The sequence below is a fragment of the Mesorhizobium sp. FG116 genome (assembly GCF_057809835.1).
Genome location: NZ_JBMDKS010000006.1, coordinates 134,114 through 146,415, shown reverse-complemented (window position 1 = coordinate 146,415; position 12,302 = coordinate 134,114). Strand labels below are relative to the sequence as shown.

The 12,302-nt window shown below is 63.0% G+C and carries 13 protein-coding genes; 6 read left to right on the top strand and 7 right to left on the bottom strand.

All coding sequences use genetic code 11. The features are described from left to right. The first annotated feature begins 551 nt into the window (after positions 1-551). The 3 genes from rpsO to ACODTY_RS07665 all read left to right on the top strand — a co-directional run bounded on the left by rpsO (position 552) and on the right by ACODTY_RS07665 (position 4,348). Positions 552-821 carry a 30S ribosomal protein S15 gene (rpsO, locus tag ACODTY_RS07675; protein ID WP_488993691.1) on the top strand — a complete coding sequence of 90 codons (270 nt, stop codon included), beginning with the start codon at positions 552-554 and terminating at the stop codon, positions 819-821. Between the two features lie 276 nt (positions 822-1,097). After that, complete coding sequence (gene pnp, locus ACODTY_RS07670) at positions 1,098-3,245, top strand: polyribonucleotide nucleotidyltransferase (protein WP_488993690.1); 2,148 nt, start codon at positions 1,098-1,100, stop codon at positions 3,243-3,245. Between the two features lie 92 nt (positions 3,246-3,337). After that, the gene (locus ACODTY_RS07665; RefSeq protein ID WP_488993689.1) at positions 3,338-4,348 is read left to right on the top strand and encodes a class I SAM-dependent methyltransferase; all 1,011 of its coding nucleotides are present in this window, start codon (positions 3,338-3,340) and stop codon (positions 4,346-4,348) included. 9 nt (positions 4,349-4,357) lie between these two features. Here ACODTY_RS07665 and fabI read toward each other — a convergent pair whose 3' ends face one another. From fabI to fabA, 3 genes are read right to left on the bottom strand one after another with little or no spacing between them, the layout of a single operon-like run. Beyond that, a complete protein-coding gene (gene fabI / locus ACODTY_RS07660) occupies positions 4,358-5,170 on the bottom strand; it encodes an enoyl-ACP reductase FabI (RefSeq protein ID WP_488993688.1) in 813 nt (270 codons plus the stop codon). A gap of 11 nt (positions 5,171-5,181) precedes the next feature. Then, positions 5,182-6,402, bottom strand: coding sequence for a beta-ketoacyl-ACP synthase I (gene fabB, locus ACODTY_RS07655; RefSeq protein ID WP_488993687.1), 1,221 nt, complete (start codon positions 6,400-6,402; stop codon positions 5,182-5,184). Between the two features lie 31 nt (positions 6,403-6,433). After that, positions 6,434-6,952, bottom strand: a complete 519-nt coding sequence (fabA, locus tag ACODTY_RS07650; RefSeq protein WP_056245424.1) for a 3-hydroxyacyl-[acyl-carrier-protein] dehydratase FabA — start codon at positions 6,950-6,952, stop codon at positions 6,434-6,436. Positions 6,953-7,206: 254 nt separating this feature from the next. Here fabA and irrA point away from each other — a divergent pair, with 254 nt between their 5' ends. Together irrA and ACODTY_RS07640 are read left to right on the top strand one after the other, a co-directional pair. Then, positions 7,207-7,632: an iron response transcriptional regulator IrrA gene (irrA, locus tag ACODTY_RS07645; RefSeq protein WP_488993686.1), complete on the top strand. Its 426-nt coding sequence runs from the start codon at positions 7,207-7,209 to the stop codon at positions 7,630-7,632. 20 nt (positions 7,633-7,652) lie between these two features. Then, positions 7,653-8,009, top strand: coding sequence for a DUF4260 domain-containing protein (locus tag ACODTY_RS07640; RefSeq protein ID WP_488993685.1), 357 nt, complete (start codon positions 7,653-7,655; stop codon positions 8,007-8,009). A gap of 131 nt (positions 8,010-8,140) precedes the next feature. Here the strand turns inward: ACODTY_RS07640 and ACODTY_RS07635 are convergent, their stop codons facing one another. Next, complete coding sequence (locus ACODTY_RS07635) at positions 8,141-8,698, bottom strand: SH3 domain-containing protein (protein ID WP_488993684.1); 558 nt, start codon at positions 8,696-8,698, stop codon at positions 8,141-8,143. 161 nt (positions 8,699-8,859) lie between these two features. Here ACODTY_RS07635 and ACODTY_RS07630 point away from each other — a divergent pair, with 161 nt between their 5' ends. Further along, on the top strand, positions 8,860-9,861 hold the full coding sequence (locus tag ACODTY_RS07630) for a 2-hydroxyacid dehydrogenase (RefSeq protein WP_488993683.1): 1,002 nt from the start codon (positions 8,860-8,862) through the stop codon (positions 9,859-9,861). A 14-nt stretch (positions 9,862-9,875) separates the two neighbouring features. Here the strand turns inward: ACODTY_RS07630 and ACODTY_RS07625 are convergent, their stop codons facing one another. Genes ACODTY_RS07625 through ACODTY_RS07615 form a run of 3 tightly spaced genes read right to left on the bottom strand, consistent with a single transcriptional unit; the run spans position 9,876 to position 12,302 of the window. Then, on the bottom strand, positions 9,876-10,286 hold the full coding sequence (locus ACODTY_RS07625) for an aconitase X swivel domain-containing protein (protein WP_488993682.1): 411 nt from the start codon (positions 10,284-10,286) through the stop codon (positions 9,876-9,878). Further along, positions 10,283-11,542, bottom strand: a complete 1,260-nt coding sequence (locus tag ACODTY_RS07620; protein WP_488993681.1) for an aconitase X — start codon at positions 11,540-11,542, stop codon at positions 10,283-10,285. The genes ACODTY_RS07625 and ACODTY_RS07620 overlap by 4 nt, the downstream gene beginning before the upstream one ends. A gap of 1 nt (position 11,543) precedes the next feature. Beyond that, positions 11,544-12,302, bottom strand: coding sequence for a molybdopterin-synthase adenylyltransferase MoeB (locus tag ACODTY_RS07615; protein ID WP_488993680.1), 759 nt, complete (start codon positions 12,300-12,302; stop codon positions 11,544-11,546).

The window sequence follows — 12,302 nt, the reverse complement described above, 5'->3', positions numbered from 1 at the left end:
GCCGGCCTGTCGGATGCCCTCGGGTCCATTGGCGCCGAACCAATGGGGGGAGGTCACCGCCGCCCTAACCGTTGCCCGGTGCGCAGCCGGTTCCCGCAAGAGCGATGGGGCTGAGTATGGCAGTGGCAGAGTGGGTGGGGATAAACGAGGGTGAGATTTTTGCGCGAGGTGAGCGGGAACAAGGGGTTGGCATGAGGTGTGGATAGGGAAGTGGGTGGTTTGATCCACGTCTGGCGACGTCAGTGCTGCCCCTCACCCTTACCCTCTCCCCGTAAACGGGGAGAGGAAGACGCCAGCGTTTGCGCTAGTCATCCCTCATCTGGCCGAACCGAGCGATGCGAAGGTGAGATTGGATGAGAGGTAACGAAGCGGGGCGACATTGGCCTTCCAGCCCGCAAGGCCGCCATGCGAAATGGCGCTGGCTTTTTGCCGGCAATTGCACTATATGCGCCGCAGCATCGCGCCGGAAAGCGCGGTCATGAGTGGCCTTTGCTGGACGACATCCCGGCTCTAGGCGTCCCGTTTCCTCAAACATACAAAGGAAAAGCACGATGTCGATCACTGCCGAACGCAAGCAAGAATTGATGGCCGAGTTTGCCACTGCCAAGGGTGACACTGGTTCCCCGGAAGTGCAGGTCGCCATCCTCTCCGAGCGTATCAAGAACCTTACCGAGCACTTCAAGGGCCACAAGAAGGACAACCACTCCCGTCGTGGCCTGCTCGCACTCGTCTCCCAGCGCCGCAGCCTGCTTGATTATCTCAAGCGCAAGGATGATGCGCGCTATCAGACGCTGATCGAGAAACTCGAACTGCGTCGCTGACGAAACTATCGGCGGGATCTCGAAAGAGAGCCCGCCGCTTGCATATTCGGGCCTGTGTAAAAGGTAATAGGCCCAACCGGTTTCGACGCAGGAAAGGGCCACGTCGAAGCCGCCCATGGACGGTCATGGGGCAGGATTGCAGGTTGCTTGCCCCGGCTTTGCGCCGGATTTCACAAGCTCCCCGTTGTCTTGCCCGTGGCTGCCCGAAAGAAGCCAGGAAAGCTAAAGTCGCGCATGAGAAGTCTGCGCGGCCTTTCCGCATATGAAGGACAAGACATGTTCAACCACCACAAAGTCGAAATCGAATGGGGCGGCCGTCCGCTCATCCTGGAAACCGGCAAGATTGCCCGCCAGGCTGATGGAGCGGTTCTCGCCACCTACGGCGAAACCATGGTTCTGGCCACCGTTGTCTCGGCCAAGGAGCCGAAGCCGGGCTTCGATTTCTTCCCGCTGACCGTCAACTACCAGGAAAAGACGTACGCGGCCGGCAAGATCCCCGGCGGCTACTTCAAGCGCGAAGGCCGTCCGAGCGAAAAGGAAACTCTGGTTTCGCGCCTGATCGACCGTCCGATCCGTCCGCTTTTCGCCGATGGCTACAAGAACGACACGCAGGTTGTCGTCACCGTCGTGCAGCACGATCTTGAAAACGATCCGGACATCCTGTCGATCGTCGCCACCTCCGCCGCCCTGACCTTGTCGGGCGTTCCGTTCATGGGCCCGATCGGCGGCGCCCGCGTCGGCTACATCAATGGCGAATATGTGCTGAACCCGCACCTCGACGAGATGCCGGAATCCAAGCTCGACCTGGTTGTCGCCGGTACTGCCGACGCCGTGCTGATGGTCGAATCGGAAGCCAAGGAACTCGACGAAAAGACGATGCTCGACGCGGTCATGTTCGGCCACCGCTCGTTCCAGCCGGTCATCGAGGCAATCATCAAGCTGGCCGAAGTGGCAGCCAAGGACCCGCGCGACTTCACCTCGCCGGATTATTCCGCGCTTGAGGCAGAGATGCTGAAGATCGGCGAAGCCGAGCTGCGCGAAGCTTACAAGATCACCGACAAGCAGTCGCGTTATGCCGCTGTCGACGCGGTGAAGTCCAAGGTCAAGGCGGCGTTCACGCCGGCCGAAGGCGAAGACGCCAAGTATTCTTCCGAGCAGGTTGCGGCCGTGTTCAAGGAATTGCAGGCCAAGATCGTTCGCTGGAACATTCTCGACACCGGCTCGCGCATCGATGGCCGCGACCTCAAGACGGTCCGCAAGATCGTTTCCGATGTTGGCGTGCTGCCGCGCACCCACGGTTCGGCGCTGTTCACCCGCGGCGAGACGCAGGCGCTGGTTGTCGCAACGCTGGGCACCGGCGAAGACGAGCAGTATGTCGACTCGCTGACCGGCATGTACAAGGAGAAGTTCCTTCTCCACTACAACTTCCCTCCCTACTCGGTTGGCGAGACCGGCCGCATGGGTTCGCCGGGCCGCCGCGAAATCGGCCACGGCAAGCTGGCCTGGCGCGCCATTCGCCCGATGCTGCCGAGCGTCGAGCAGTTCCCCTACACGCTGCGCGTTGTCTCGGAGATCACCGAGTCCAACGGCTCGTCCTCAATGGCAACCGTCTGCGGCACCTCGCTGGCGCTGATGGATGCGGGCGTGCCGCTGGCAAAGCCCGTTGCTGGTATCGCCATGGGCCTGATCAAGGAAGGCGAGCGCTTCGCCGTTCTCTCCGACATCCTGGGTGACGAGGATCACCTCGGCGACATGGACTTCAAGGTGGCCGGCACCACCGGCGGCATCACCTCGCTGCAGATGGACATCAAGATCGAGGGCATCACCGAAGAGATCATGAAGGTGGCGCTCGAGCAGGCCAAGGGTGGACGCGAGCACATTCTGGGCGAGATGGCCAAGGCGCTTTCCGGCGCCCGCGCCGAGCTCGGCGAGTTTGCGCCGCGCATCGAGGTCATGCACATCCCGACCGACAAGATCCGCGACGTGATCGGTTCCGGCGGCAAGGTCATCCGCGAGATCGTGGAAAAGACCGGCGCCAAGATCAACATCGAGGACGACGGCACCGTTAAGATCGCGTCTTCGAACGCCAAGGAAATCGAGGCGGCCAAGAAGTGGATCCACACCATCGTGGCCGAGCCGGAAGTGGGCGAGATCTACGAAGGCACGGTCGTCAAGACCGCCGACTTCGGCGCATTCGTCAACTTCTTCGGTCCGCGCGACGGCCTGGTTCACATCTCGCAGCTTGCCAGCGAGCGCGTCCAGAAGACCACCGACGTGGTCAAGGAAGGCGACAAGGTCTGGGTCAAGCTGATGGGCTTCGACGAGCGCGGCAAGGTTCGCCTGTCCATGAAGGTTGTCGACCAGGCGACCGGCAAGGAAATCGTTCGCGAGAAGAAGGCCGACGGCGAAGAAGACGCCGCCTGATAGGCTTGGAATGAATGACAAAGCGGGCGCGCCGGAAGGTTGCGCCCGTTTTCTTTTGGGCACCTGCTCAATGGTTCGGGTAAGGTTTCTGCATGGCATCTGAAGCGCTGAAGACGCTGTTTTATCCGTTTGAGACGGATGCGCTGGCACCGCCTGCGAGGGACGCCCGCGTGCTATTTCTGGGTGCCGAGCCGGGGTTCCAGCTGCCGGCAGGGTTCGAGCCGGAGCTCCGCTGCGTGCAGGGATTTCGCCCGTATTTTCGGGCGCTCGAAACGGCGGGGCAAAAGATTACGCCTCGTGCGGAGGGAGTTGGTTATGCGGCGGCGCTGGTGCTTGCCGGGCGGCATCGCGGCCAGAACGAACTGTGGATCGCGGAAGCTCTGGAAAGGGTTGCGCCGGGCGGCTTGATCGTCGTCGCCGGCTCCAAGGACGACGGCATCGCCTCGCTGCGCAAGCGCATTGGGGCGCTGGTGGAGCTGGAAGATGCGCTGCCGAAATATCATGGGCTGGCGTTCTGGTTTAGCTGCCCGGCCGAAAAAGACGCAGCGCAGAAGTTGCGGGCGGCCAATGCGCCGGTGCTGGTCGATGGCCGCTTTCACACCGCGCCCGGCATGTTTTCGCATGAGAAGATCGATGCAGGCTCAAGGCTGCTGGTCGACAACCTGCCTGCGGATGTGTCAGGGCGCGTTGCCGATTTCTGCGCCGGCTGGGGCTATGTTGCCGCCGAGGTCGCGGCGCGGTCGAAGGGCCTGAAGGCGCTTGACCTTTACGAAGCGGATTTCGAGGCGATCGAGGCGGCGAAGCAGAATGTGCGCGCCGAGTGCGAGGTGCGCTTCTTCTGGCAGGACCTGATCGCCGAGCCGGTCGAGGGGCGCTACGACTGGATCGTTATGAACCCGCCATTCCATCAGGGCAGGGCGGCGGAGCCGGATATCGGCGTTGCGCTGATCAAGGCTGCGGCGAAGGCGCTGAAATCCGGCGGAAGGCTGGCGCTGGTGGCGAACCGGCAATTGCCCTATGAGGCGACGCTTGCCGCCTCCTTCTCGACCGCAGGCGAACTTGCCCGCGACAACCGCTTCAAGGTGTTGCTGGCGCGGAGGTAGGCGGCCGGATTATTCCTTGCCGTTATCCATGCGCTTCAACTCTTCCAGCGTCGGCATCGAGACGATGTGATAGCCGGAATCCACATAGTGGATTTCGCCGGTGACGCCGGACGACAGGTCGGACAACAGGTAGAGCGCCGAGTTGCCGACCTCGTCGAGCGAGATGTTGCGACGCAGCGGCGAATTGCGCTGCTGGTAGCTGAACATGTGGCGCGCATCCGAGATGCCGGCGCCGGCAAGCGTGCGCACCGGTCCGGCGGAAATGCCGTTCACGCGGATGCCGCGCGGGCCGTAATCGTTGGCGAGATAGCGCACGCTGGCTTCGAGGCCTGCCTTGGCGACGCCCATGACGTTGTAGTTCGGCATGACGCGCACCGAGCCGGCATAGGTCAGCGTGATCATCGAGCCGCCTTCGCCCATGAGGCGGGCGGCGTTGCGGGCGATTTCGGTGAAGGAATAGCAGGAGATGACCATCGTGCGGATGAAGTTGTCGCGCGTGGTGTCGGCGTAGGCGCCCTTCAGCTCGTTCTTGTCGGAAAAGCCGATGGCGTGGACAACGAAGTCGAGCCCGCCCCATGCCTTTTCAAGCTCGTCGAAAGTGGCCGTGACCGAGGCGCTGTCTTCGACATCACACGGTACGACGAGCTTTGCGCCCAGCTGGTCGGCTAGCGGCTTGACACGGCGGCCGAAGGCTTCGCCCTGATAGGTGAAGGCGAGGTCCGCGCCTTGCTCGGCAAGCTTCTGGGCGATGCCCCATGCGATAGAATGGTCATTGGCCACCCCCATGACAAGCCCGCGCTTGCCTTTCATCAATCCGTTCATGGCTGTGACCTCTATGCCGAATAGCGCTGGAAAACCAACGTGGCGTTGGTGCCGCCGAAGCCGAACGAGTTCGACAGCACTGTATCTATCTTGGCGTTGTCGATGCGCTTGCGCACGATCGGCATGCCTTCGAATTCCGGATCGAGTTCCTCGATATGGGCGCTTTCGCCGATGAAGCCGCCCTGCATCATCAGGATCGAATAGATCGATTCCTGCACGCCGGCGGCACCGAGCGAATGGCCGGTGAGGGACTTGGTGGAGGTGATGTTGGGCATCTTGTCGCCGAACACTTCGCGGATCGCACCCATTTCCTTGGAATCGCCGACAGGCGTGGAGGTGCCGTGGGTGTTGATATAGTCGACCGAGCCTGAAACGGTGGACAGGGCCTGGCGCATGCAGCGGATCGCGCCTTCGCCTGATGGGGCCACCATGTCGTAGCCGTCGGATGTCGCGCCGTAGCCGACGACTTCGGCGTAGATCTTCGCGCCGCGCGCCTTGGCATGCTCCAGTTCTTCCAGGACCAGCACGCCCGCGCCGCCGGCGATGACGAAACCGTCGCGGTTGACGTCATAGGCGCGCGAGGCGCTGGAGGCCTTGTCGTTGTACTTGGACGACATTGCGCCCATGGCATCGAACAGGTCCGACATTGTCCAGTCGAGATCCTCATGGCCGCCTGCGAACACCATGTCCTGCTTGCCCCACTGGATCAGTTCGTAGGCGTTACCGATGCAGTGCGCCGAGGTCGAGCAGGCAGAGGAAATCGAGTAGTTGACGCCGTGGATCTTGAACCAGGTGGCGAGCGTTGCCGAAGCGGTGGAGGACATCGCCTTCGGCACGGCAAACGGGCCGATGCGCTTGGGGCTGTTGTTCTTCAGCGTGATTTCTGCGGCTTCCACGATGGTGCGGGTGGAAGGGCCGCCCGAGCCCATGATGATGCCGGTGCGCTCATTGGTGATGTCGCCTTCGCCGAGACCGGCATCGACGATTGCCTGATCCATGGCGACGTGGTTCCACGCAGCACCCTGCGACAGGAAGCGCAGCGCGCGGCGGTCGATCAATGGTGTGGGGTCGAGAGTCGGCGCGCCCCAGACCTGGCATCGAAACCCATGTTCGGCAAAGGAGTCCGAGAAGCTGATGCCGGATTTCGCGTCATGCAGCGAAGCCTGGACTTCATTGGCATTGTTGCCGATCGACGACACGATACCGAGACCCGTTACGACGACTCGTCTCATGGGCGGTTCCTTCCAGTTTGTCCGGCGCCGGTCAGGCGGCCGATCCCTGCTTCGACAGGCCGACCTTCAGGTCGGTCGCCTTGTAGATAGGTTCGCCATCGGCCTTGAGCCAGCCATCGGCAATGCCGAGTACGAGCCGGCCTCGCATGACGCGCTTGAAATCGATACCGTATTCGACCTTCTTGACCGAAGGCGTGACCATGCCCTTGAACTTCACTTCGCCGGTGGAGAGCGCCATGCCCTTGCCTTCCTCGCCGAGCCAGCCGAGGAAAAAGCCGGTCAACTGCCACATGGCATCAAGGCCAAGGCAGCCGGGCATGATCGGATTGCCGATGAAATGGCAGGGGAAGAACCAGAGGTCCGGCTTGATGTCGAACTCGGCGCGGATGAAGCCCTTGTCGAACTCGCCGCCGGTCTCGCTGATTTCGGTGATGCGGTCGAACATCAGCATCGGCGGCGCTGGCAATTGCGCATTTCCCGGACCGAACAGCTCGCCGCGTGCGCAGGCGAGCAATTCCTCGTAGCCGTAACTGGATTTCGCTGCCGCCATCAACACATCCCCGTTCAAGTCGGGCGGTCGGGCCACCCTTTTGTTGTTGTGTAGTAGCACAGTCCGTTTCAGCCCGGAAACCTGCACTGATCTAGCGATGTGGCTCTAACGCGCTGTTTTAGCCGGGTCAATGCGCGCTATTGATCGCTTTCAGGCGACAGAATATATCTCCTCTGATAGCTTGGTTTGCGTTGGTGTCCATTTTTCGCCCATAAGGGCGTGTTTGGGTCGTTGAAACGGAATGTTGCGAACGGATGAACTCGGTGGGGCAAAGCGAAAGGCACGCTGTGGATAAGCGGGTTCGAGATGCCGGTCTGAGGCCGACTCGCCAGCGCGTTGCACTGGCCGACCTGCTGTTTGCCAAGGGCGACCGCCATTTGTCGGCTGAGGAACTGCACGAGGAAGCGCTGGCGGCGGGTGTGCCGGTATCGCTCGCAACCGTCTACAATGCGCTTCACCAGTTTACAGAAGCCGGGATGTTGCGCATCCTGGCCGTCGAAGGGTCAAAGACCTATTTCGACACCAACACCTCGGATCACCACCATTTCTATGTCGAAGGCGAAAACCGCATTTTCGACATCGAGAGCGGACCGGTGAGCGTGGTCAACCTGCCGGAACCGCCGGACGGCATGGAAATCGCCAACGTCGATGTCGTCGTCAGGCTGCGCCCCAAGAAATAACAAGCGAAGCTAGCCGCCAAATGGCAACGGCGCTGCTCAGGATTGAGGGTACCGCGCTGTTTGTTGCGGCGCTGGCCGGCTATTGGCTTTCCGGCGCAAGCTGGTGGCTGTTCGCATTGCTCATCCTTGCCCCCGATTTGTCGATGCTGGGATACCTGAGGGGACCGCGCGTCGGCGCCTACGCCTACAACTGCTTCCACATCACTTTGTGGCCGCTGGTGCTTCTGGTCGGCGGCCATCTCGCTGGCAGCACGCTTTGCGTCAGTATCGGGCTGATCTGGCTTGCCCATATCGGCATCGATCGGGCGCTGGGTTACGGATTGAAGCTGCCGACGGATTTTCGCGACACGCATCTGGGCCGAATCGGTCGAGGCTGAAATCGCGACGGATACGCTTGCGCTAAAGCATGTCGCGATCTTTCAGATTCGCCCTACACGCATTGGCTCTTTGATTTTATGCATGTCTTTGTCCCGAAACCGGTTCCCACCTTCGGGAGACATGCATCAGCTCAGTCTTTCACTTTTTCGCCGGGATAGGCGCCCCAGACCTGCGACTGGCTGATCCAGCCGGTCTGGCCGCCAAGGGTCATCTCGCACCACTGGCCGTCGCAGGATTTGATCGAGCCGATCACGCCGGGCTCGACCATTGCCACGACGCCGGCATCTTCGCGGGGTGCGTCGTGGACGTTGATCTGCGTGCCCTTGCCGCGCTGCCATGGCGCGACGATTGCCGTGCGCTTGCCCGACAGCAAGGACTGGTTGATCCAGCCTTCCGAACCTTCGGCATCGCGCACGCGCCGCCAGGTATCGTATTCCTGGATGATTTCCATCGGCAGGCCGGATTTGGTGTACATCCAGTCTACCGAATAGTTGACGCCGGGGCCGACGCGGGAATTGACGCGCGCCGACTTCAGGCTGACGAATCGGGGCAATGGCAAGCCGCTTGGTCCCAACCGCACATTCTGTGCGTTCGTCGCCGCCGACTGTGCAGACGCTGGCAGGGCGGCAAAACTGCTCCCCACGATCAATGCACTCAAGGCCAGGCGAAGCGACACGAGACCAGACACTTTCGTTCCCTTGCAATGGGTGAGGGTTCGTAACCCTGCTGCCCCTTTTTCTTTGTCTTCCACGGCACCACTTGATACATGAGGCAATCGGGCCGCGACCGGTTTGCAGTTTCGCCCGTCTTGGTTAAAGAGGTCTCAACGTATCCGGGATCGAGGGAAATATGGCCGGCAAGAAGAAGCCTCTCGTCGTCATCACGCGTAAGCTGCCCGACCCGGTGGAAACGCGCATGCGCGAGCTTTTCGACGCGCGCCTCAATGTCGAGGACAGGCCGATGACGCAGCCCGAGCTTGTGGCTGCGGTCAAGGAAGCCGATGTGCTGGTGCCGACGGTGACCGACACGATCGACGCGGCCGTGATCGCGCAGGCGGGCGAGAACCTCAAGCTCATCGCGAATTTCGGCAATGGCGTCGAGAAGATCGACGTTGCTGCCGCGACCGCCAGGGGGATAACCGTCACCAATACGCCGGGCGTGCTGACTGAAGACACCGCCGACATGACCATGGCGCTCATCCTCGCCGTGCCGAGGCGGCTGACCGAAGGCGCCAACATCTTGCCGGACGGCAAGAAATGGGCCGGCTGGTCGCCGACCTGGATGCTGGGCCGCCGCATATGGGGAAAACGGCTGGGCATTGTCGGGATGGGACGCATCGGCACCGCGGTTGCGCGGCGCGCCAAGGCCTTCGGCCTTTCGATCCACTATCACAACCGCCACCGCGTTTTGCAGGCGGTGGAGGACGAGCTGGAGGCGACCTACTGGGAAAGCCTCGACCAGATGCTGGCCCGCATGGACATCATCTCGGTCAACTGCCCCTCGACGCCGGCGACCTTCCATCTTCTGTCGGCCAGGCGGCTGGCGCTGATGCAGCCCAACGCCTATCTGGTCAACACCGCGCGCGGCGACCTGATCGACGAGGAATCGCTGGTGAAGCTGATCGATGGCGGCAAGATCGCCGGTGCGGGCCTCGACGTTTACGAAAACGAGCCGGCGCTCAATCCGAAGCTGCTCAAGCTCTCGGCCAAGGGCAAGGTGGTGCTGTTGCCGCATATGGGCTCGGCCACGCTGGAAGGCCGCATCGACATGGGCGAGAAGGTGATCATCAACATCCGCACCTTCTGCGACGGCCACCGTCCGCCGGACCGCGTGCTGCCCCTGCGGACGTAGACCCTTTCGGGCTATTAAACGACGCTGATTTCACCGTTGGCCGCGACCTGAACGTCGCGGCCTTCGTATTTTTCGAAGGCGCTGCGGTCGAGCCGGATTGCGATAGGGCCTTGCCACGCCATTTCGCGCGCCACGATGAGGCCGAGCAACAGGATGGCGTCCGGTTCGTGCAGGACGAGCGCGGCAGGCGCGTGGCCGTTGTGGACCAGTTCCAGAAGCACGGCGGAAGCCGATGACGAGCCGATGGTTCCGGGCAGGAACAGGACGCGGCCGGCGATGCACTGGCCGTGCTGAGGATGGCGCACGTCGGCGATACGGCCTGACTTCGGATCGACGCCGCCCCAGAAGCTGATCGGCGCCGTGAGGATCAGCGCTTCGCCTTCGCCGCCTCGGCCTTTGACAAGGATGTCGGCCTGTTGGCTCATGCCGCGACGTCCTTGAAGACCGGCTTGCCGGCGACGGCGCTTTCCACGCAATCGGCCAGCGAGCCGTAGAGCACCGCATAGCCGGTGTTGCCGGGCGCATAATGGGCGAACTTGCCGGAATTGGTCATGAGGACGCCGTTGGGCAGTTCGGTGAGGATCGGCGTGACCACGACGCAGGTGTCGGCCACGACGACGACCCCGCAAGCCTCGAGCGCCTTTCTGCGAGCCGTCTTGTCGAGTTCGCTAACGACATGACGCCCGGTGCAGGCGTGGATCGGAACGGCGAGACGCCGCCCGGCAATCAGCCTTTCCAGCCGCTCGAACTCGCCCAGCGACAGATGCGGACTGCCGATGGCAACCGCGTCTATTGCATCGGCGTGCTTGGCGGTGGAAAGCCCGCGCTGCGCGGCGGCGACCATCTGCGGAGTTACTGTGATCGTCTGTTCGGGTGCGAGGTGGCCGAGGGCTGTCTGCACGTCCGGCGCTTCGGGCGTAACGCCGGCAATGTGGAACAGGCCGACCGCACCGGAGGAGGCTGCTGCCGCGCCGAAGGCCTTCAGCGCGTCTTCGCCCGGGTGCGCGGCGATGCCGGCGACGACGCCGATGGTGGTGCCGGTGTCGCGGCCATAGAGGCTGCCGAGGACAGGCCAGGCAATTTCCGAGGCGAGAAAGGCGGAGGGCAGGGCGGAGACATCGAAGACAAGCCGGGCGCGCCGGTTGTCCGGACGGTGCAGGCCGTAGTCGGGGGCGCGCCCGGCGATGGCGCAGGCGATGTCGAGGAAGTCGCCATAGCGGTTGGTGCGCGCGCCGAGCACGGAGTTGCAGAAGACAACGGCGTTGGACTCGCCCCAGGCGACATCGCTGCCGAAGGCGGGCCGGTGGCCGGCCTGGTAGGGCGCGCAGGTCCAGCTCTGTTCGCAGCCAAGCTTGCGATAGGCTTCCATCATCCGCCGCGCCATGCCACGCTGCGGTTCTTCCAGCCTGACGCGCGAGCAGCCGATGAGGTCGAGCGCGCCAACATTGAGCGTGGAGCGAACGGCAACGCGCGCCCCGCCTGCCACCAGTTTCTCGGCAAACAAGGTGCCGGAATCGCCGTGATAGAGCGCGCCGTCGATATGCGCGGACGCGATCGGGATGAGGCGCGGCGCACCGAGCAGGCGAGCGCTTTCGGCAACGATGCGCATGGCGGCGGCAGCGCCTTCGCCCCGGTCGCCGGAGGCGATGGCGCGTTCCTCTGCGGTCAGCGCGAGCGCCATGTCAGCGCCTCTTGTAGCGGATGGTGTCGAAGCGGGCGGCCAGTGCATCGTAGAGCAGCAGGCGGCCGACAAGCGGCTCGCCGATGCCGGTGATGAGCTTGATCGCCTCCATCGCCTGCAGCGTGCCGATGACGCCGGTGAGCGCGCCGACCACGCCCGCGGCGGCGCAGGAGGGCACGAGGCCGGGCGGCGGCGGCTCCGGGAACAGGTCGCGATAGGACGGGTTTTGCGTGCCGTCGGATACCGTCTCGAATGGCTTCAGCACCGTTACCGAACCATCGAAGCGGCCGACTGCGGCGTGGACCAGCGGGCGCTTTTCCTGCTCGCTAGCGTCGGCGACCGCATAGCGGGTGTCGAAATTGTCCGAGCCGTCGATGACGAGGTCGTATTGCGCGACAAGGGCAGGGGAGTTTTCGGCTGTAAGGCGGAAACTATGCAACTCCACGGCAACGGATGGGTTGATGCGGGCAATGCTTGCCCTGGCGCTGTCGCCTTTCGGGACGCCGAGCGACGCCGTGTCATGGATTACCTGACGTTGCAGGTTGGAGAGCGAGACGGTGTCGTCGTCGATGATGCCGAGCGTGCCGACGCCGGCGGCGGCGAGATACTCCAGAGCTGGCGCGCCGAGACCTCCGGCGCCGATGACCAGCACGCGCGCGTTTTTCAACTTGCGCTGGCCCGCGCCGCCGATCTCGGGCAGCACGATGTGGCGCGCATAGCGCTCCAGTTCTTCATCGGTGAGTGGCGGCAGTGGTGTCAT